The 20,394-nt window shown below is 47.6% G+C and carries 17 protein-coding genes and 1 riboswitch; of the genes, 7 read left to right on the top strand and 10 right to left on the bottom strand.

Features of this window, described 5'->3' with window-relative positions; all coding sequences use genetic code 11:
• Window positions 1-7: 7 nt before the first annotated feature.
• Window positions 8-1,456: an ATP-binding protein gene (locus ACUM5Y_RS08020; protein ID WP_445976353.1), complete on the bottom strand. Its 1,449-nt coding sequence runs from the start codon at window positions 1,454-1,456 to the stop codon at window positions 8-10.
• On the bottom strand, window positions 1,446-2,180 hold the full coding sequence (locus ACUM5Y_RS08015; protein WP_445976352.1) for a response regulator: 735 nt from the start codon (window positions 2,178-2,180) through the stop codon (window positions 1,446-1,448). The genes ACUM5Y_RS08020 and ACUM5Y_RS08015 overlap by 11 nt, the downstream gene beginning before the upstream one ends.
• Before the next feature lie 195 nt (window positions 2,181-2,375).
• Between ACUM5Y_RS08015 and ACUM5Y_RS08010 the strand changes: the two genes are divergently transcribed.
• From ACUM5Y_RS08010 to ACUM5Y_RS07980, 7 genes are all read left to right on the top strand, one after another.
• Window positions 2,376-3,350 (top strand): carbohydrate kinase family protein, encoded by a 975-nt coding sequence (locus ACUM5Y_RS08010; RefSeq protein ID WP_445976351.1) that lies wholly within the window; start codon window positions 2,376-2,378, stop codon window positions 3,348-3,350.
• Between the two features lie 375 nt (window positions 3,351-3,725).
• Entirely contained in the window at window positions 3,726-5,078 is a 1,353-nt protein-coding gene (locus ACUM5Y_RS08005; protein WP_445976350.1) for an ABC transporter substrate-binding protein, read from the top strand.
• Window positions 5,079-5,193: 115 nt separating this feature from the next.
• Complete coding sequence (locus ACUM5Y_RS08000; RefSeq protein WP_445976349.1) at window positions 5,194-6,204, top strand: carbohydrate ABC transporter permease; 1,011 nt, start codon at window positions 5,194-5,196, stop codon at window positions 6,202-6,204.
• 1 nt (window position 6,205) lies between these two features.
• Entirely contained in the window at window positions 6,206-7,348 is a 1,143-nt protein-coding gene (locus ACUM5Y_RS07995) for a carbohydrate ABC transporter permease (RefSeq protein WP_445976348.1), read from the top strand.
• 63 nt (window positions 7,349-7,411) lie between these two features.
• Complete coding sequence (locus ACUM5Y_RS07990; RefSeq protein WP_445976347.1) at window positions 7,412-8,503, top strand: ABC transporter ATP-binding protein; 1,092 nt, start codon at window positions 7,412-7,414, stop codon at window positions 8,501-8,503.
• A gap of 78 nt (window positions 8,504-8,581) precedes the next feature.
• Window positions 8,582-10,204 (top strand): alpha-glucosidase family protein, encoded by a 1,623-nt coding sequence (locus ACUM5Y_RS07985; protein WP_445976346.1) that lies wholly within the window; start codon window positions 8,582-8,584, stop codon window positions 10,202-10,204.
• A gap of 101 nt (window positions 10,205-10,305) precedes the next feature.
• Window positions 10,306-11,373 (top strand): LacI family DNA-binding transcriptional regulator, encoded by a 1,068-nt coding sequence (locus ACUM5Y_RS07980; RefSeq protein WP_445976345.1) that lies wholly within the window; start codon window positions 10,306-10,308, stop codon window positions 11,371-11,373.
• Here ACUM5Y_RS07980 and ACUM5Y_RS07975 read toward each other — a convergent pair whose 3' ends face one another.
• The 8 genes from ACUM5Y_RS07975 to metX form a co-directional block, all read right to left on the bottom strand.
• Complete coding sequence (locus tag ACUM5Y_RS07975; RefSeq protein WP_445976344.1) at window positions 11,374-12,096, bottom strand: 3'-5' exonuclease; 723 nt, start codon at window positions 12,094-12,096, stop codon at window positions 11,374-11,376. It abuts the gene before it with no gap.
• Between the two features lies 1 nt (window position 12,097).
• The gene (locus tag ACUM5Y_RS07970) at window positions 12,098-13,954 is read right to left on the bottom strand and encodes a DUF294 nucleotidyltransferase-like domain-containing protein (protein ID WP_445976343.1); all 1,857 of its coding nucleotides are present in this window, start codon (window positions 13,952-13,954) and stop codon (window positions 12,098-12,100) included.
• Window positions 13,955-13,978: 24 nt separating this feature from the next.
• Complete coding sequence (locus tag ACUM5Y_RS07965; protein WP_445976342.1) at window positions 13,979-14,545, bottom strand: TMEM165/GDT1 family protein; 567 nt, start codon at window positions 14,543-14,545, stop codon at window positions 13,979-13,981.
• A gap of 11 nt (window positions 14,546-14,556) precedes the next feature.
• Window positions 14,557-14,733: riboswitch (yybP-ykoY riboswitch) on the bottom strand.
• Between the two features lie 78 nt (window positions 14,734-14,811).
• Window positions 14,812-16,398, bottom strand: coding sequence for a BCCT family transporter (locus ACUM5Y_RS07960; RefSeq protein WP_445976341.1), 1,587 nt, complete (start codon window positions 16,396-16,398; stop codon window positions 14,812-14,814).
• A gap of 408 nt (window positions 16,399-16,806) precedes the next feature.
• Entirely contained in the window at window positions 16,807-17,994 is a 1,188-nt protein-coding gene (gene hemW / locus ACUM5Y_RS07955; RefSeq protein WP_445976340.1) for a radical SAM family heme chaperone HemW, read from the bottom strand.
• Window positions 17,991-18,599: an RdgB/HAM1 family non-canonical purine NTP pyrophosphatase gene (gene rdgB, locus ACUM5Y_RS07950; protein ID WP_445976339.1), complete on the bottom strand. Its 609-nt coding sequence runs from the start codon at window positions 18,597-18,599 to the stop codon at window positions 17,991-17,993. The genes hemW and rdgB overlap by 4 nt, the downstream gene beginning before the upstream one ends.
• An 18-nt stretch (window positions 18,600-18,617) precedes the next feature.
• Window positions 18,618-19,208: a methionine biosynthesis protein MetW gene (gene metW, locus ACUM5Y_RS07945; protein ID WP_445976338.1), complete on the bottom strand. Its 591-nt coding sequence runs from the start codon at window positions 19,206-19,208 to the stop codon at window positions 18,618-18,620.
• A complete protein-coding gene (gene metX / locus ACUM5Y_RS07940) occupies window positions 19,208-20,380 on the bottom strand; it encodes a homoserine O-succinyltransferase MetX (protein WP_445976337.1) in 1,173 nt (390 codons plus the stop codon). The genes metW and metX overlap by 1 nt, the downstream gene beginning before the upstream one ends.
• Between the last annotated feature and the right edge of the window lie 14 nt (window positions 20,381-20,394).

Below are 20,394 nucleotides of genomic sequence, written 5' to 3'. Positions count from 1 at the left end.
ATTTTCTCTAATGACGAGGCAACCAGATGGTGGCTTCAAGTCCACCGTCGGGGTGGTTTTGTAGTGTCACTTCTCCCCCTTGTGCCTTGGCAATGTTGCGGGCAATGCTCAGTCCTAGCCCCATGCCGCCGGGATGTCCTGAGTGATCTGGAGTGAGGCGAGTGTAGGGCTGGAAAACCTTATCCATCTTGTCGAGTGGGATGCCGGGGCCTCGGTCACAAATTCGAATGCACAGAGCATCTTCACTGTCTTCGATGAAAACAGTGGCGGTTTTGCCGTAATAGAGCGCATTGTCCACCAAGTTCCCAAGGCAGCGTTTTATCGCCAATGGTTTACCAATATAGGGGTGGTTTAGCTCGCCTTTCACGTCGAGCTTTAGCGTCTCCCGATTGGCGGTTGACTGCATGTCTTTGAGCATTCTTAGAATGTTTACTTCGACGCGGTTTTCATGAATATCTGTCTCTTTTACGCTTTGTAAGGCACCTTTTACCAACATATCCAGATCTTCTAAATCTCGAATCATAGCGTCTCGGGTGTCGTCTTCGTCTATCATCTCGGCACGCAAGCGCAAGCGTGTAATGGGCGTTTTTAGGTCATGGGAAATGGACGAAAACAAGCGCTCACGGTCATTCAAATAACGCTGAATGCGGGTTTGCATGTCATTGAAGGCCCGTGCTGTGTTACGTACCTCAATACTCCCCACTTCTTTAATCGGCTGGCTGTCACCTTGGCCGAAAGATTCCGCGGCTCGGGCTAGGGTCGCCAAAGGACGGGTAACACGACGCAAAATAACAATGCTCAGTAACAGCACTGTGATCACCGACATGGCCATGGAAAACAGGCGATCCGCACTGAGTGCTGAGGATTCTTCAATGAAGTAGGGGTCGGGCATCAGGCTGGCAAGGTAGAGCCAGTCTTTGTCATTCACGGGTATTTGGATGACGATAATCGGTGGCGTAAGAGGTTTTACCAATAAGCTGTGATGTCCCCAACGCTCTGGTAGATCCACCAAGCGAGTGTGGTTATTAATGACATGCAGATCGCTAGGGCTGGAAAAAGCTATTTTGGCATTGGTAATGCCTAGCTGTTTGGCCAAGGTGTGCTGTACCTCATTTTTCACTATGTCTTTTAAGTGAGAGTCAGGCAGGGGATTAATGAGGATTTCTTCTTTGTTAAGGGTCACGAAGAATCGTGTACCGCCCATGTTCTGCAATTGATCAATGACAATATGGCGATAGTTTTGCGGAAGTGATTCAAAGTAACTGACGGTGGCGGCGATACGAAACGCCATGTGCTTGGACACCTCCAGCACGTTTTTCTCCGTATCGGACTCTAGCTGTTTGAGCCAAAAAGTAGAGCTAATAAACTGGGCGCTGGCGACCCCAAGAGCCATGATAATAAGTATCTGGCCCGTTAGGGATCTGGACCATCGCCCTATGCGAGCACTAATGGTCATAATCCGAACATTCTACGGTGGCCGTTAGAATATAGCCTTGTCCTCTAACGGTTTTGATCAATTGTGGGTGACGAGCATCTTCGTGCAGGCGCTGTCGTAAGCGGCTCACATGAACATCAATAAAACGATCAAGAGGGGTGCTGTCGCGGCCACGGGTGTTTTCCGCGATGTGTTCTCGGGTTAGCACTTCTCCTGGGCTTGCTAGGAATAACATGAGCAGGTTGTAGTCTGCTCCCGATAAAGACTCTTTCTCCTCGCCAAAGTGTAATTCTCGAGACAAAGTATCCAGCTTGAACTGTGCGAAGTGATAAAAGCGTTGGCTGGTGGAAGGCGGTTCAATCACTTCCGTGTGTTCCATACGGCGCAAAATAGCTTTGATGCGAGCCAGTAATTCTCTGGGGTTGAAGGGCTTTGCCAAGTAGTCGTCGGCGCCAATTTCTAAACCAATAATACGGTCCATTTCGTCTGAGTTGGCGGTCAGCATGATGACAGGAACTTGTGACTGGGTGCGCAGTGAACGGCACACGGAAAAGCCATCTTCACCGGGTAGCATGATGTCTAATATGACAAGGTCTACTTGTTGTTGGGGGTTAAAGTCGGCGAGGAAAGCTTCTCCGGAATCCGCTACTAAAACCTCAAACTGGTGCTTTTCTAGGTAGGTTTTTAGTAATGAGCGAATTTCGTCGTCATCGTCGACAACATAGATGCATTTAGCTTTTGTCATTATTATTTCTCGATTAATGCAAGTTTGCGCGAATAAGGTTTCGAGTCTAGCAAGAAAGTAGAAGGTAACCAATTCAAGCAGTGCTAGACTAGCGAGCAATAGTGCCACCGGTCTTAAATAAATTAAATTGATTTAACCTAGAGGGCGCGGCATAATTTCGACACTAACTGATTTTGCATGAAAGAGAATAAAACCATGACAACAAAAGTAATGGCCTTTGGCGAAGCCTTGATTGATTTTCTATCAAACGGTGCAACTAAGCCGGGTGAGCTAGAATCGTTCGCTAAATTTCCAGGTGGTGCGCCTGCCAATGTTGCAGTGGCCGTTGCACGCCTAGGGGGCAATAGCCATTTCGTCGGCCAAGTCGGTGACGATGCTTTTGGTCATTTTCTAAAAGACTCTTTAGCTCAATACGGTGTTCAGACCCAAGGCATGTTAATGACCAAAGAAGCTAAGACAGCTTTGGCGTTCGTTAGCCTAGATGACACGGGCGAGCGTAGCTTTGAGTTCTACCGTAGCCCATCGGCGGACATTCTATTCCGTGAGAGCGACTTTAATGACGCTTGGTTTGCTGAACCAAAAGGGGTTTTCCACACCTGTTCAAACACTTTAACCGATGCGGACATCACCCAAGCGACTTTAGCAGGTGTGCGTATGGCCAAATCGGCTAATTGGATTGTCAGCATTGATGTGAACCTTCGCACGAACTTGTGGCCAGAAGGTCAGGTAGACAAACAGCGTGTGATCGACTGGATGCAAAGTGGTGATGTGGTCAAAGCCAGCCTAGAAGAGTTAGAAGTACTTGCGGATGAGCCATTTGCACTCATCAATGAGTCTTTGGCAGCTGGCGTTTCTTTATTCGTATTGACGGATGGCGCGAATGCTATTCGCTTCTACGCTGGTGAGCGTGGTGAAGGCCAGGTGGTTACGCCAAAAATGAACGTAAAAGATACCACGGCAGCAGGGGATGCCTTTGTTGGCGGTTTGTTGTATCAATTGGCAGAGCGTGGCGGTGACCGTGCTTCTTTAGCGGGTTTCTCGAACGAAGAATTAACTGAGATTGTGCGTTTTGCCGCAGCCTGTGGTGCGGACTCAGTGACCAAGTTGGGGGCTTACCCATCTTTGCCTTCTATTGAAGAAGCTAACGAGCGCTTGAAGATGTTTGCTTAAGGCCGCTTTCTTTTAAGAGGCGATCCTCTCTTAATGAAGCACTTAGTTTTGCAAAGCACGGATTTATCCGTGCTTTTTTGTATCTATTGTAATATTTTTTTATCATCCTTTAGCGATTCAGTAAGTTATTGAATTGGCTAACTATCCTGCTAAAACGGTTATTTCGTTTTTCTACAATTCGCTCATCGAGCTAAAAATTAAACTTAATTAAGAAAATATTAAGCGTGCTCGCAGCTTGAACCACTGGGCGTGTTTGTTAATAATCAAATCCTTCTTAATCCTTAAAGAAGATGGGATATAGAGCTTTTCGACCTACGATAATAACAACAAAGGCGTACCACGGAGTCTCCGTAGTGAGCCTGGTAAGGAGCGATCATGAAAAAAACATTGTTGTCAGCCGCAGTTGCGCTGACGCTATCAGCCAATGCGGTACATGCCGCAGACCTTCTTTTCTCACCTGGTGAAGATGCTCGTTTCAATTGGGACAGCTACAATGCCCTAAAATCAACGAATTTATCTGGTGAAACCATTTCTGTTTTCGGCCCTTGGATGGGGGACGAGAAAGCCAATTTTGATCGAGTTATTGCTTACTTCGAAGAAGCCACAGGTGCGGACGTAGATTACGCAGGCTCGGACTCTTTCGAACAGCAAATCGTTATCGACGCCCAAGCGGGCAGTGCCCCAAATGTTGCTATCTTCCCACAGCCTGGTTTGGCAGCCGATATGGCGGCAAAAGGCTTTTTAACACCGCTAGACGACGTTGTAAAAGCGGGTGTTGTTAAAGACTATGCGGCTGGGCAATCTTGGGTAGATTTGGCGACTTTTAAAGATGCTCAAGGTAAACAAGATATGTTCGGTATTTTCTACCGTGCAGATCTAAAATCGCTTGTTTGGTATTCCCCAGAGAACTTCGAAGACGCTGGTTATGAAGTGCCAGAAACCATGGAAGAGCTGAAAGCCCTGACGCAAGAAATTGTTGATGACGGCGGCACTCCTTGGTGTATCGGTCTAGGTTCGGGTGCGGCAACAGGCTGGCCTGCGACCGACTGGGTAGAAGACATGATGCTGCGTACTCAGCCAGCAGCTGTGTACGATCAATGGGTGAAGAATGAGATCAAGTTCGATGATCCTCGTGTTGTTGAGGCCATTGAAGAGTTTGGTTGGTTCGCTCGTAACGACGATTACGTAGATGGCGGTGCAGGTGCGGTAGCATCCACTGATTTCCGTGATAGTCCAAAAGGCATGTTCCAGTCGCCTCCTAAGTGTTACCTACATCGTCAAGCCTCGTTTATTCCCGCCTTCTTCCCAGAAGATGTGGAGCTAGGTCTGGATGCAGACTTCTTCTACTTCCCTGCGTATGAATCAAAGGGTTTGGGTGAGCCAGTATTGGGTGCGGGTACTTTGGTAAGTATTACCAATGACTCGAAAGGTGCTCGTGCTTTCATCGACTTCCTTCGCTCGCCGATTGCCCATGAAGTATGGATGGCGCAAAAAGGCTTTATTTCAGCGCATCTAGGTGCCAACCCTGAGCTGTATTCTAGTGAAGCGGCGAAAAAACAAGGTAGCATTTTACGTGATGCGACGACCTTCCGTTTCGATGCCTCCGATCTAATGCCTGGCAAAATCGGCGCTGGTTCCTTCTGGACTGGTATGGTGGATTACACCGGCGGTAAAGATGCGCAGACAGTGGCTCAAGATATTCAAAAAACTTGGGATGCCTTGAAATAACGATTTGAAGCCCCTGCTGGTGAGCTAAGTGCTAACCAGTAGGGGCTTTGATGATCAGAATACCCTTAACAGCAAATCTGCTTTGCTGTGCTAATCAATGTAATGTGGAGTTTCTATGGGCCAGCTCGCTTCTGCGTTAGTGACCATGATTCTAGGTGTGTTGGGATGTGCCATATACTTTTATGGTTCTAACATTCTTTTAGACAAAATTTTTCCGACTAAAAAGCGTCCTTCTGCGGTGATTGCTCGTAATTTACGCATCGCTAACGCTGTTCGCCCTTGGCTGTTTTTAGGCCCAGCGGTGCTGCTACTAACCTTTTATTTATTCTATCCCGTCATCGACTCTATTCGTTTGTCATTCTTAGACCGAAGTGGTGAAGAGTTCGTTGGACTGGCCAACTACACCTGGCTGTTCGGTAGCGACGAGTTTTTTGAGTCCTTCCGTAACAACATGCTCTGGCTGATCGTGGTGCCAACTGTGGCGACCTTTATGGGCTTGATTATCGCCACCATGACCGATCGTATCTGGTGGGGGAATATCGCTAAGAGTTTGATTTTTATGCCGATGGCTATTTCATTTATCGGTGCCTCGGTGATTTGGAAATTCATTTATGACTACCGCAGTGGGGACGATGCCCAAATTGGTTTGCTTAATGCTGTAGTCGTGTTTTTCGGTGGTGACCCTCAGCCTTGGATCACCTTGCCGTTTTGGAATAACTTTTTCCTCATGGCCATCCTGATCTGGGTGCAGACAGGTTTTGCCATGGTGATCTTGTCGGCAGCGCTGCGTGGTATTCCTGATGAAACCATTGAAGCGGCGGTGCTAGATGGCGCCAGTGGTATTCAAATCTTCTTTAAAATCATGGTGCCACAGATTTGGGGAACCATTGCCGTAGTGTGGACCACTATTACCATCTTGGTATTAAAAGTTTTCGACATCGTTTTGGCGATGACCAATGGACAATGGGGAACGCAAGTATTGGCTAACCAAATGTTTGATTGGATGTTCCGCGGTGGCGGTGACTTTGGTCGTGGTGCGGTGATCGCGCTGGTGATCATGGTTTTGGTTATTCCGATTATGATTTGGAATATAAAACGTGCAAACGACGAAATGGAGGGCCGTTAATATGGTTTCATCATCTAAACGCACACCGCTTTCCTTCGTTGTGCATGGGGTAGTGCTGCTACTGGTCATCATGTGGACCATTCCAACGGCGGGCTTGTTTGTTTCTTCTATTCGAGACAAGGATCAGTTATCCGTTTCTGGCTGGTGGACAGCTTTATCGACTTCCGAGCAACGTTTGGTCGCCCGAGGGAATCTTCCAGAAACTCAGGTGCAAGAAGGGGATGTTTTTGTCATTCGTGGCAACTTGCTAGAGAAAGCCTCTGCCAAGGTGTCTCGTTTCGGTTCCAGCTCACTTAAACCGGAAGCCTTTGAAGTGGGGACGGTAGCCGAGCTAAAACGTGGTCAAACTCTACAAGTGATGGAGAATGGCGATTATATCTTTAGCTCGCCAACCGAATGGAAAGGTTCTCGCGGTAAGCGTATTTTCTATACGGCGCAAATTCCGCCGCGCTTTACCCTAGATAACTATCGCGAGGTGCTAAGTACCGAAGGTTTAGGACAGTCCTTTATTAACTCGCTCACCGTGACCATTCCGGCCACCATTATTCCGATTCTTGTAGCAGCGTTTGCCGCCTATGCGCTGGCGTGGATGCGTTTTCCTGGCCGAGCTTTGCTATTGGCGGCGGTTGTCGGTTTGCTGGTGGTTCCTTTGCAGATGTCATTGATTCCATTGCTGAAAAGCTACAACTTAATTGGCGAATTTTTCGGGGTGGGCTCGAAAACTTATGTGGGGGTGTGGCTGGCTCATACCGGCTTTGGCTTACCTTTGGCGATCTACCTGCTGCGAAATTATATTGCGGGTTTGCCTGCTGAAATCATCGAGTCAGCACGAGTGGATGGTGCGTCGGATTTTGATATTTTCCGCAAAATCATCTTGCCTCTGTCTTTCCCTGCGCTGGCCTCTTTTGCCATCTTCCAATTCCTATGGGTATGGAATGACTTGCTGATCGCCATGGTGTTTTTAGGCAACAACGCTGAACACTTGGTGCTCACCGGGCAGTTACGAGAGTTGTTAGGTTCCCGTGGCGGTAACTGGGAAATACTGACGGCGTCGGCCTTCATTACCATTATTGTGCCCCTATGTGTTTTCTTTAGTTTGCAGCGTTACTTGGTGCGAGGCTTGTTGGCAGGCTCAGTAAAATAAATTATCCCACTGGGTGAGTTGAGCCTAGCTCCTCACCCAAGCAACGAATTGAGAGGAAAAATCATGGCTGATGTTAAGTTAACCCATGTAAAGAAAATTTATTCAAATAAAGTCGAAGTGCTAAGAGACATTAATTTAGACATTAAACAAGGCGAGTTCATCGTCTTTGTTGGCCCATCAGGTTGTGGTAAGTCCACCCTGTTGCGCATGATTTCTGGTTTGGAAGAAATCTCTGGTGGAACGCTGGAAATCGACGGACAAGTGGTCAACGACATACCACCGGCGTTACGTGGTATCGCGATGGTGTTCCAAAGCTATGCCTTGTATCCCCATATGACGGTATACGACAACATGGCATTTAGTTTGCAGATTGCCAAGGTAAGTAAGGCCGATATTGATACTCAGGTACGCAAAGCCGCAGAAATGCTGCAATTAACACCGTATTTGGACCGTTTGCCGAAAGCTTTATCCGGTGGTCAGCGCCAGCGTGTGGCCATTGGTCGTGCCATTGTCCGCCGTCCTAAAGTCTTCTTGTTTGATGAACCCTTGTCGAACTTGGATGCGGCCTTGCGTGTCGCCACTCGTATGGAGATCGCCAACCTAAAAGAGAGCATGCCAGATTCCACCATGATCTATGTAACCCATGATCAGGTAGAAGCCATGACCCTAGCAGACCGTATTGTGTTGCTGTCGGCGGGTAATATCGAGCAAGTTGGTTCCCCATTAGAGCTGTACGAGAACCCTGCTAACGTTTTTGTGGCTAAGTTTATTGGTTCCCCGGCGATGAACATTGTGCCTTGTCAGATTGCCCAAACAGGTGAGCAAACTAAGGTAACTGTAGCGGATAACAGCGTGCAGACAGCCGTTAATACCGCGGCCAGTGAACAAGGCAAACCGGGTTTCTTTGGTATTCGCCCAGAAGATCTACACGTTGCAGACTCCGAAGAGCAAGGCTTTCTATCCGGTAAAGTATTCTTTGTTGAGTCTTTGGGCGAGTCGACCTTGTTATACGTGAAGGTGCCCGGTTGTGAAGAGCTGGTGATTGCTAAATTGATTGGCACTTTGCCGACACAGCGCGGTGATCTAGTGCACTTAACGGCGGACGCACAAAAGATGCACCTGTTTGATGAGAACGAGCTGGCTTACGGCCGTTAATTAAGCACTTTAAGTAATTCTTATGATAATGAGGCAATACAGAGGTATTGCCTCAGTTTTTTATTTTGGAGAGTCAGAATGACAACAAGCGATCTTAACTGGTGGAAAGGGGGAATCATCTACCAGATTTACCCTCGTAGTTTTATGGATGCCAATGGCGATGGTATTGGTGATCTAGCGGGTATCACCAGTAAGCTTGATTATGTGGCTTCATTGGGTGTCGATGCGATTTGGTTATCGCCTATTTTCACCTCACCTATGAAAGACTTTGGCTATGACGTGTCCGACTATTGTGACATTGACCCTATGTTTGGCTCGTTAGAAGATTTCAAAACGCTGATTAGCCGTGCTCATGGATTGGGTCTAAAAGTGATGATAGATCAGGTGATCAGTCACTCTGCAGATTCACACCCATGGTTTGAAGAAAGCCGCCAAGATAAAACTAACGATAAAGCCGACTGGTACGTTTGGGCAGACCCTAAGCCAGATGGCTCACCACCAAATAACTGGTTGTCGATCTTTGGCGGTAGCGCTTGGAAATGGGACAGCCGTCGTTTGCAGTATTATCTGCATAACTTCCTTGAGTCCCAACCAGACTTTAACTTCCACAACCCAGATGTTCGTGAAGCGCACTTGAATAATATGCGCTTCTGGCTGGACCTTGGCGTCGATGGTTTCCGCTTAGACACGGTGAACTTTTATTTCCACAGTGAAGGGCTAGAAGATAACCCACCTGTACCGCCGGGTGAGCCAAAAACCATGGGGGCTCCCCATGACAACCCATACACTTATCAGCGCCACGTGTACGATTTGAGCCGCCCTGAAAACCTAGATTTCCTAAAAGATCTACGTGCCATGATGGATGAATACCCAGGCACGACAACGGTAGGTGAATTGGGGGATGACTTCCCATTAAAACGTATGGCTGAGTACACCTCTGGTGGCGACAAGCTACACATGGCTTATACCTTTGATTTCCTTAACACTCCTCATTCACCTCAGTACATTCGTACGACCTTGGCGAATATGAATGACATCGTTGGTGATGGCTGGCCTTGTTGGGCATTGTCAAACCACGATGTGGTACGTGCTTGTACTCGTTGGGGAGCGAATGAAGACCCAGTCGCTTATCCGCTGATCGCCATGGCATTGATATTATCTCTACGAGGTAGCGTGTGCTTGTATCAGGGTGAAGAGCTTGGCTTGCCGGAAGCTGAAGTACCATTTGAGCGCATTCAAGACCCTTACGGCAAACCATTATGGCCTGTCTTTAAAGGTCGTGATGGCTGTCGAACCCCGATGGTTTGGGAAAATGTGGCTCAAGGTGGCTTCTCGACCATAGAGCCTTGGTTACCTGTCGATGACCGCCATTTGCCTTTAAGTGTGGCAGAGCAAGAAGCCGACCCAAGTGCGTTACTGCATAAGGTTCGTCGTCTTATTCATTGGCGCCAAAAGCAGCCAGAGCTGATCAATGGTGAGCTATCTCAACTTGAGGTGGGCAATGAAGAACTGATTGCTCTGGTACGTGAATATGAAGGCCAGCGAGTGTTGGTGGTATTGAATATGACCAGCGAAACTCAGCAAGGAGAGCTTAACTGCACCATTAGTGACGTGCTAGAAGGCCATGGCTTTACGGCAGAACTTAAGGATAACTCCTTGATCTTGCCAGCTTATCAGGCTTTTTACGCAAAACTTGCTTAGTCCCATCATATTGTCTACTTTAGGCAGGTTTAGAAAGTTTCTAGGCCTGTCTTTTTGGGCTTTATGATGATGTGACGGATTTGTTTTCTGCGGGATATGAGATGAAAAAAAATATAAAAAAACTAACCTTAAAAGACGTCGCTGAGCGTTTACAGGTCTCAACCGCCACCATATCAAATGCTTTTAATCGTCCTGATCAACTGTCAGCCAGTTTACGGGATAACATACTGCAAGAGTGCGAGAAAATGGGCTACTTTGGCCCGAACGCCGCAGCTCGCAGTTTACGCACAGGCCGCACAGGTATTGTCGGTATCGTGCTGTCAGATGATTTAAGTTATAGCCTGACTGACCCTGTGGCGAACCAGTTTTTACAAGGGCTGGCGGAAGTTTTCGAAGCGCACGAATACAACATGTTGTTGCTGTCTTCGAATGAAGAGCAACAAGACGCGCAAAGCCGTATGCAGTCTTCCATGGTGGACGGCTTTATTGTCTATGGACACAAGCCGCAACAATGCCAAAACGCCCCATGGCTCATGCCCCATAAAAACATCATCACGGTAGATAGCTTTATTCCCGGTACCACTTCTGTGAATATCGAAAACCATCAGGGTGCTTATACGATTGCCCGTCATGCTTTGGCGCATCAGCCGAAAGCTGTGGCCATTATGGGGTTAAGCTTGTTGAATACCGACCGTGTTTGTCGAGTGCGTGATGATGAGCTGTATGATCGCGCCGCGTCTATCTCGATTCAGCGTTTGCAAGGTTATGAGCAAGCTTTACAAGAGCATGGTTTGTCAGCTGTGCCAGAATATATTTGGAATGTCCCAGCTAATAGTCACAAACTGGCCTATCAAGCCGCACGAGAAGCCTTATCTATGGCCCAGCGCCCTGAATTGCTGCTGTGCATGAGTGATTGTATTGCCATTGCTTCGGTGCAAGCGGCTTTGCATATGGGCCTAAGAGTGCCAGAAGACATTCAAGTGGTAGGTTTTGATGGTATCGCCGAGAGCGCCAATATTCACCCTTCCATTACCACTATTCACCAGCAAACCGTGACCAAAGGCCGAGTGGCTGCCGAAGTCTTTTTGGGGCTACGGGAAGCTAAGGATGTGATTTTAGATACCGAGTTGGTGATACGAGAAAGCTGCCCGAGTGTGGTATCTAGCTAATCAAAGCCAATACTCACCGATAGGTTTGCTTTTATCGAAGTGATAGCTGAACTGAGCTTGCAGCAATTCTGCCGATGATAAAGCGTCGGTAAGGGCGTGATGGGCTTTATAGCGGGGTAATCGATAGTTCTGTCGGCAAGCATCCAGTCGTAACGATGGGACTTTGCCAAACCTCTGCCACCAAGGTTTATGCTGGACTTTACGCTCAATGGCCATGGTATCCAGCATGGGGAAATACAGCGGGTAACCATAGACTTTCAGGGCCGCTTCGAGCAAAAACTGCCTTTCTATCGCCAAACAATGCACGACCACTACCTTGCCAATTAGGGCTTCCAATACCTTATCTAAAATCGCACTGACCGGCGGCGCACCTGCCAGTTCACTATCCGTGATTTCATGAATGGTGACGGATTCTGGATGTAAATCTTTGTTGGGCTTAGCTATCCAGTATTGTGCCCCTTGGCAGCGGATAATACTGTGGTCAAAGGGCACTAAGCCTATGCTAATGATTTCATCTTGCAGGGCATCGAGTCCGGTGGTTTCTAAATCCAAAGCCACCATAGGCAAACTGTGCAGTGGTGTGTTGATGTCTACCACCCCTGCTTGATAATAACGCTTTAATGCGCCCTCAGGAGCTTCCTCTGCCCATTTTGCAAACATGTTAGGCCAGTCGAAGGCTTCTTCAAAAGAGTCTGTGGTGTTGCTCTGAGGGTCTTTCTTCATGCTAGTTACGTTTCCCTGCGTAGCGGAATTTTAAGAATTCCTGTTGGCGAGAAACAATGTCGAAGGCATCCCGTAAATGGCGTTTTTCGAACGCTGAGAGGTTCTCAGGATCCACATGGTTGTTGGCTGGCTGGCCCGCATCTAACTGATCCTTTTGGTGTTTGATTCGCACCATACCTATCATCTCTAGGGCAAGGGCAAGGTCTTTTGCTCGCCCTTTGAGCAATAAGCCTGCCGCTTCAATGTCTTCTAAACGCTCTAAGGTATTGAGCTTGCGGCTACCGCAGGCGAGGGCGTGAACGCGCACTATGTCGATAATGGGGGCAATGCCACGTTCTTTTAAGTTGAAGGTGCGGGATTGTTTTCCACTTCCATCAAGAACAAATTGACGGAAGAAGCCAAGCGGGGGCTTCCTTTGGTTAGCATTGCGCGCCATAAAGGTTAGGAAGGCTGGGTGCTGTTTGGTTTGGGCGAGGATATGCTTGTGTAACTGATTGGCTAAACTTTTATCCCCATAGACACCACGTAAATCGAAGAAAATAGACAGGCGTAATAAAGCTTCCGCTTTAGGCTGTTGGATCCATTCACTAAAGTAAGTTTTCCATTGCGCTAAAGGCTGTCGCCAACGGGTATTGGAAGCCATGATGTCACCTGTGCATAGGGTATAGCCGCATTGGTCGAGGTTTTGACAAACCCACTTACTCAGCGACTCGAAATAATCCCCATGTATTTGTTCATCGTACTGATCGCTTAAAATCAAGGCATTGTCTTGGTCGGTACTAATGGTTTGCTCTTCACGGGCTTGAGAGCCTAGGGCGACAAAGCAATAGGGCACTGGGGGCGGGCCGAATTTTTCTTCTGCTAATTTGAGCAGGCGCTTAACAAAAGCGGTGCCAATATGGGACATGGCGTTGCCGATCATTTGTGTGTTGGCATCGGCCACTACGAGCTGGGTAAAGGTGTGGGTCATTTTACGGCTAATGGCCTGTAAACCTTCAATACTAGTTTGCTTGAAGATGTCGCTAATGAGATACACACTGCCATGGCTCTCTTTTTGGACAATGTCCCCAGTACTAATAACGCCTATAGGCTGATCATTTTTCATGACTGGCAAATGGTGGATGTTTCTTTCCATCATTTTTAAGACGGCCTCGGAAGCGTAATCACCGCTGTCCATGACCAATGGGTCACGGGTCATAATATGGGCCACTGGGGTGTCGTAATCCAAACCTTGCGCCACAGCACGGGTGCGCAAGTCGCGGTCGGTCAAAATGCCAACCAGTTCCCCTTGCTCAATAATCAGTAGACTAGAAACCTTGTGTTCCGACATGGTCTGGGCAGCCATGCGGATGTTGGCGTTGGCATGAATGCTAATGGGTGGCCGACGTAACAGGCTTTTAACCGGCGTGGTCATCAAAGAAATATCGGAGCTTTGGGAGTCGACCGCAGTGCGCAGGCGAACATCTCGGTCCAACTCGAAGAAATCGGAGAAATGGTCACTTTCGGCATACAGTTTTAGAAACCATTTAGCCGGTATGCGGTACAGCAAACTGTCTTCTATGGTACGCATAAACTGTGTTGATTTGCCGCCCCGTAGCAGGGAGGCGTAACCAAACAGCTCGCCTTCGTTCATGCGTCGAATCAGAGTGTTTTCTTTGTGTAAGACTTCCACTGCCCCACTGCGAATAAAAAACAGCACTTCATTCAGGGTGTTGGGAGCGATGGCCCATTCACCTGCACGTAGATATTGGATTTCAATCTCGCTGACCATGTCTTTGAGCTGTGGGTCATCGGCGATTTCCTCAAAGGGAGCATGCTGACATAGGGCATCCAGAATCTCTGATAATTCGACTTCCATGCTAATACCCTCGTGAGACCTAATTTAGTGAAGTAATGGTGACAGAATAGTGCCGACACCGATAATAATAAAGAGCGCACAAGCCAGCTGGCGGGTGCGCTTGGCGTTGATTCGTTGCATCAGCCAATTACCCGCATACACCACAGGCACATTGGCGAGCATCATACCCAGCGTAGAGCCGATAAGCACCCACCAAACAGAGCCATAGTGAGCACCTAGCAAAACCGTTGCTATCTGTGTTTTATCGCCAATTTCTGCAACAAAAAATAAGATAAAGGTGGCAACAAAAGCACTGTGTTTCAGAATTTTGCTGTCGTCACTGTCATCTTCATCTGGAATGAGTAACCACAAACCCACCAGAATAAAACTGGCGCCCACAATCCAGTTAGCCCACGCCATAGGCAGCCAGCGAGCAGCTTCGGCACCAAGCCAAGCAGACATTAAATGATTCAATAAAGTGGCGGCTAAAATACCGAATACAATGGCGCTTTTAGAAGCAAAGCGAGTGGCTAAGAATAAGGCGAGTAATTGTGTTTTATCACCCATTTCAGCGAGGGCGACTGTGCTGACGGATGTGATGAGTGCTTCCATTGATAAACTTCCTCGGTGGGCAAAAACATAAGACAATAAACCTGTGCCCACCAGAGCCAAGTTATCGTCTTAAGTCTCATCAATCTTGGTGATCTACACCGAGACTTCTTTGCCACGAGCATGAGGCTCAATTATGTTGACAAAGAATCTTTGCATTGCAAAGAAGATTACTCCCCTAAGAAGAGGTTGTATCTTAATCTAAGGTCATTCAAAAAACAACTCAGCAGAGGACTCTACTGAGTTGTTTTATAACCTTTTATGACAGACTACTTAGCAATAAGGTGAACATCACCCTGCAAGCCTTTCCATAGGCTGACACACATTACTAGCATCAATAAGGTGAAAGGTAGACCAATGGTAATCGCGGCAGATTGGATGGCTCCAAGGGAGTCAGAACCGCCGCCAACCAATAGGGCGATAGCGATGACGCCCTCTAGAATGGCCCAGAAGACACGCTGAGTCATAGGCGCATCGGTTTTACCACCGGCGGTGATACCGTCGATAACCAATGAACCAGAGTCAGAAGAGGTAACAAAGAAGACCAATACCAAGACGATACCAATGAAAGAGATCACGGAAGTAAGCGGCAGGCTGGCAAACATTTGGAACATGGCCAGAGAAGAGTCTGTTAGACCACCAGCCAGTGCGCCAACACCGTTTTGTACTTGATCCAATGCCGAGCCACCGAAGATTGCCATCCAGATAACGGACACCAAGGTTGGTACTAGCAAGACGGCAATAACGAATTCACGAACAGTACGACCACGAGAAACGCGAGCGATAAACATGCCGACAAATGGCGACCAGGAAATCCACCAAGCCCAGTAGAAAACAGTCCAGCCATGGTAGAAGGTTTCATCTTCACGGCCAATCCAGCTACTTAGCGGGATAATGTTTTCAACATAGCTCAACAACAAGGTGCCCACAGCGCCCAAAATCGCGCCAGTATGACCAATGATGATGATCAATAGCGCCAAACCTGCAGCAATGATCATGTTGATGTTACTAAGCAGCTTCACACCACCTTCCAAACCACGTGCCACAGAAACAATGGCTACGGCGGTGACACCACAAATCACTAGGATTTGAGTGGTTAGCGTATTGGGAATGCCGAACAAGAAGTTTAAGCCACTGGTCGCTTGCAGCGCCCCGAAACCCAAAGAGGTTGCTAGACCAAAAATCGTTGCGATAACCGCCAAGACATCAATGATGTGACCAATCACCCCCCATACTTTTTCACCGAACAGTGGGTAAAAAGCGGAACGAATGGTTAGCGGTAAGCCTTTGTTGTAGGCAACAAAAGCAAGAGATAAGGCCACAACTGCATAGATAGCCCAAGGGTGCAGACCCCAGTGGAACATGGTTGCACCCATAGCAAGGTCAGCGGCTTCTGGTGTGTTTGCCGTAACGTTTAGCGGTGTACCGTACCAACCTGTATAGTAGGCCACAGGCTCTGCGACACTCCAAAACATTAGGCCGATGCCCATGCCTGCTGCGAACAACATAGAGAACCAAGTGATGGTTGAGTGTTCGGGTTTTGCTTGGCTGCCGCCTAAGCGGATTTTACCGAGTGGGACAAAAATCAGTGCTAAACAGAAAAGCACAAAGATGTTACCCGCGATCATGAAGAACCAATCAAAGTTATTGATTGACCAACCGCGAGCGCCGGTGAGAATTTCTTTGGCGTCGGTAGGAAACCAAATACTGCCGATAATAAAGGCAAAAATGATTAGTGCGCTGGTGGTGAAGACGGGGTTAAGGACATCTAGGCCAAGGAACTGAATGTTGTCCTGACCGACTTTATAAGATGTGCTGTATTCTTCCCGACCCGAGTCTGGGACCTGATTACTCATAAATTTCTCCTGAATGAGTGTCTATTTTCCTAAAAGTAACAACGTTTGTTCGCTGAGCACTTTTCAAACGAAACACCAATTCAGCCTAGAAGATAACCAGCCAATTCAATGTTCTTAACACGACGAATATTGTTCTATTTCGACAAGTTAAATAATCGCTATTCGTTTGATTGGATAGTATGAATCCTAGTCCATCTCGCTCGACAACCTGCGACAAAAGGCCGTGTTAACAGGCGTTCTTAAGCAAAATGTTTTGCGTTGTATGGTTATTTTTGAAGTAGATACAGATGCTATCGTTTGAGTTACTCAGACAAGAGGCTAAGCGAGCTAGCCTCTATGGATGTAATAAGGCGAGAATGTTGACAGTTATTTAGTTAGATGTCAAATCATCGTCAGGAAAGAGGGCGTTCAGGGTAGGAAAAGTTCAAGCAATTCATTAAGGAAAAGTTTGCCTTTTTCTGTGGTCTGAATACGTTGCTTTTGCCATGCAGTGGCGTCAAGTAAGCCTCGGTTTAAGGCAATAACACAGGCATCTATCAGGGATTTTGGCACTTTTTGATAGCAATATTGCTCATATTCATGCAAATCAAAGGTTTCAAACAAGCGCAGGCGATTCATCATAAATTCCAGTGGCAAGTCTTCATTGGCTATCTCATCTTTGGTGATGAGAGCTTGGGCTATGTTGTTTAGGTAGTGGTTTGGGTGACGAGTCTTTCGAGTTCGAAATATTTGTCCATCTTGTAAGGTGATCTTGCCATGGGCTCCCGCTCCTATACCAAGATAATCCCCAAAGCGCCAATAATTCAAATTGTGCGCCGCTTGATGCTGTGCTTTAGCATTAGCAGAAACCTCGTACTGTCGATAACCGTTTGTGGCGAGTAGCTCTTGGCCTTTGTCTTGGATGCCCCAAAGAGTGTTATCTTCCGGCAAACTTGGCGGTCGACGATAAAACTCGGTATTCGGCTCAATGGTTAATTGATACCAAGATAAATGTTCAGGATCAAGGTCAATGGCTAAGGACAAGTCTTCCATGGCCATGTCTAGACTTTGATCCGGTAAACCATGCATCAAATCTAGGTTGATATTATCAAAGCCTGCCATACGGGACTTATCCACAGCATGGATGGCTTCTTCACGATTGTGGATTCTTCCTAGGGTTTTCAACAGCTTTGGCTGAAAACTTTGAATGCCGATCGAGAGTCGATTAATACCTGCTTGACGAAAATGGCGGAATTTTTCTTGTTCGAAGGTACCTGGATTGGCCTCCATGGTGATTTCAGCGTTGTCCACCCAGGTCAGTTTGTCCCGCAAGGCGTCCATTAAGCGATAATAGAAGTCCTCACTCATTAAGCTCGGTGTGCCACCCCCAATAAAAGCCGTTTCAATAGGGCGACCAGCTACATAGGGCAAGTCTGCCTCCAAGTCAGCTAGTAATTGCTGTAAGTAGGCTTCTTCAGGCAGTTTACCATCGTTACCAAAACGGTCTGCTTGGTGGGAGTTAAAGTCACAGTAGGGACATTTTTTCACACACCAAGGCAGATGAATATACAGACTGAGTGGCGGCAGAGAAGGGCTTGCAGGTAAGGATGTACTCATAAAGTAAGGTTTGCTTGAGCAAAGGTTTCGGCCAGTTGTTTTAGCGCCTTGGCGCGATGGCTGAGTTGGTTCTTTATTTCTTTCGGTAAGCTGGCGGCACTACAGCCACATTCAGGCACGTAAAATACAGGGTCATAACCAAAACCTTCAGCGCCCTCTAAGGTGTCTAATATGCGGCCTTCCCAAACTCCATGAAAAATTCGCGGCGTAGCATCGTCTTTATGGCGCAAATAAGCCAACACACAATGAAAGCGGGCGGTGCGCTCGAGTTCTGGTACCCCTTGCATTTTTTCTAGTAACAGGCGGTTATTGGCGTCGTTATCCCCATGGCGACCAGCAAATCGGGCTGAGTAAATGCCCGGAGCGCCGTTAAGGTAATCCACTTCGATTCCTGAGTCATCGGCGAGTGCTGGTAATCCAGTGCTAGCGCAGGCGTGACGGGCCTTTAAGATGGCATTTTCAATAAAGCTCAAGCCTGTTTCTTCGGCTTCACTGACCGCAAATTCACTTTGTGGTTTGACCTGCCAGCCCATGTCAGCCAAGAGGGCATTGAACTCTTTAATTTTACCGGCGTTATTACTGGCCAGAACGATGGTTTTGTTCACCTTAGCTCCTTTTATGGGTTAGCGGCTAACATGGAATATTGCGGTTTCACTAAATAAGTTAGGCATGGCACGTATCCACCAATGGTCTTTCAGGTGTCCATCCACGGCAGCCCAACGCATAATCTTGATGCCTTTCTCTTGGCATAAGCGCTCAAAGTCGTTGAAGGTACAAAAGTGAATGTTCGGTGTGTCATACCAGTTGTAAGGTAGAAATTCGGACACCGGCATGTGGCCTTTGATGCCCAAATGAATTCGGTTACGCCAATGGCCAAAGTTTGGGAAGGTAATGATGCATTCTTTGCCTATGCGTAGCATTTCGTCGAGCAATAGATCTGGGCGACGAAATTGTTGCAGGGCATGAGTCATAACGACTAGGTCAAAGCTTTGGTCGCCAAAGTTCTCCAAGCCTTCATCAATGTTTTGGTCTAGGACTGGGATGCCTTTTTCAATACAAAGGTTGAGGTTTTCTGGGTCAATCTCTAAGCCGTAGCCCTGCACTTGTTTGTTACCAATAAGGTGTTCTAACAGTTCACCTGGTCCACAACCTAGGTCAAGCACGCGGCTTTTGGGCTGGATCCACTCATTGAGCAGTTCTAAGTCGGTACGCATTATTCTGTAGGCTCCTTCAGTAGTGGTTTACCTATGCGTGTCAAAAAGCTTCGCAGGGCATTCATATAACGAGGAATAGGGAAGAGGAAAGCATCGTGACCTTCGTCGGCGACGATTTTAGCGTATGAAACATGCTTGCCTGCTTTGACGAGGGCATCGACAATTTCTTCACTGCGCTCTGGAGCAAAGCGCCAATCGGTCGAGAAGGAAACTAATAGAAATTCACACTGAGCTTTACTCAATACCGCTGCAAGGTCCCCATCCGCTGCGGCCGCTGGGTCAAAATAGTCCAGCGCCTTGGTCATCAACATATAGGTGTTGGCATCAAAGCGTTTGGTGAAGGCTTCCCCTTGGTAGCGCAAATAGCTTTCTACCTCGAATTCAATGCCATAGTTGTATTGGTAATGATCGTGGCGCATTTGACGACCAAATTTCGCCCCCATGGCATCATCCGACAAATAGGTGATGTGCCCTAGCATGCGGGCCAAACCAAGGCCGTTAGTCGGCACGGTTTGCTTGTCGAGATATTGGCCGTCAAAAAAGTCTGGGTCGCGACGAATGGATTGTCTGGCGACCTCATTAAAGGCAATGTTTTGAGTGGACAATTTAGGTGCGGAAGCAATAATCACCGCGGCTTTTAAGCGATCAGGGAAGCGAATACTCCATTCCAAGACTTGCATGCCCCCTAGGCTGCCACCGACGATGGCAGCAAAGGTTTGAATGCCTAATTTATCAGCTAAACGTGCTTGGCTTTCTACCCAGTCTTCGACGGTTAATAGGGGAAAATCTGCTCCCCACGCTTTTTGTGTGTCTGGGTTAATGCTGACAGGACCAGTTGAGCCGCAACAGCCCCCTAAATTGTTAAGACTGATCACAAAAAACTTGTTGGTATCGATGGCTTTGCCCGGCCCAATGGCTGAATCCCACCAGCCAGGCTTTTTGTCTGCTATGCCTTCTTCATTGGCATGATAGCCTGCCGCATGGTGGTCACCACTGAGTGCATGGCAAATTAGAATAGCGTTGCTGGCGGCTTCATTGAGAGTGCCGTAGGTTTCATAAATCAATTGGTAAGACGATAGGCTCTGTCCACAGGCGAGTGCCAGAGGCGTATCAAAGTGCGCAATCTGTGGCGTTACAATGCCAACGGAGTCGACAGGAATAGTGTCCGACATAGGTTTTGACTGTC

This window comes from Marinomonas dokdonensis, assembly GCF_052747885.1.
The sequence above is the reverse complement of the archived record's forward strand: the minus strand, read 5'-3'. Positions and strand labels throughout refer to the sequence as shown.

Bases quoted from the DNA above. Each gene is read 5' to 3' on its own strand.
- ACUM5Y_RS07980 (WP_445976345.1), top strand. From the start codon at position 10,306: ATGAAAAAAAATATAAAAAAACTAACCTTAAAAGACGTCGCTGAGCGT.
- ACUM5Y_RS07975 (WP_445976344.1), bottom strand. From the start codon at position 12,096: ATGAAGAAAGACCCTCAGAGCAACACCACAGACTCTTTTGAAGAAGCC.
- ACUM5Y_RS07965 (WP_445976342.1), bottom strand. From the start codon at position 14,545: ATGGAAGCACTCATCACATCCGTCAGCACAGTCGCCCTCGCTGAAATG.
- ACUM5Y_RS07960 (WP_445976341.1), bottom strand. From the start codon at position 16,398: ATGAGTAATCAGGTCCCAGACTCGGGTCGGGAAGAATACAGCACATCT.
- ACUM5Y_RS08005 (WP_445976350.1), top strand. From the start codon at position 3,726: ATGAAAAAAACATTGTTGTCAGCCGCAGTTGCGCTGACGCTATCAGCC.
- ACUM5Y_RS08010 (WP_445976351.1), top strand. From the start codon at position 2,376: ATGACAACAAAAGTAATGGCCTTTGGCGAAGCCTTGATTGATTTTCTA.
- hemW (WP_445976340.1), bottom strand. From the start codon at position 17,994: ATGAGTACATCCTTACCTGCAAGCCCTTCTCTGCCGCCACTCAGTCTG.
- ACUM5Y_RS07970 (WP_445976343.1), bottom strand. From the start codon at position 13,954: ATGGAAGTCGAATTATCAGAGATTCTGGATGCCCTATGTCAGCATGCT.
- ACUM5Y_RS07985 (WP_445976346.1), top strand. From the start codon at position 8,582: ATGACAACAAGCGATCTTAACTGGTGGAAAGGGGGAATCATCTACCAG.
- ACUM5Y_RS07990 (WP_445976347.1), top strand. From the start codon at position 7,412: ATGGCTGATGTTAAGTTAACCCATGTAAAGAAAATTTATTCAAATAAA.
- ACUM5Y_RS08020 (WP_445976353.1), bottom strand. From the start codon at position 1,456: ATGACCATTAGTGCTCGCATAGGGCGATGGTCCAGATCCCTAACGGGC.
- ACUM5Y_RS08000 (WP_445976349.1), top strand. From the start codon at position 5,194: ATGGGCCAGCTCGCTTCTGCGTTAGTGACCATGATTCTAGGTGTGTTG.
- ACUM5Y_RS08015 (WP_445976352.1), bottom strand. From the start codon at position 2,180: ATGACAAAAGCTAAATGCATCTATGTTGTCGACGATGACGACGAAATT.
- metW (WP_445976338.1), bottom strand. From the start codon at position 19,208: ATGCGTACCGACTTAGAACTGCTCAATGAGTGGATCCAGCCCAAAAGC.
- metX (WP_445976337.1), bottom strand. From the start codon at position 20,380: ATGTCGGACACTATTCCTGTCGACTCCGTTGGCATTGTAACGCCACAG.
- ACUM5Y_RS07995 (WP_445976348.1), top strand. From the start codon at position 6,206: ATGGTTTCATCATCTAAACGCACACCGCTTTCCTTCGTTGTGCATGGG.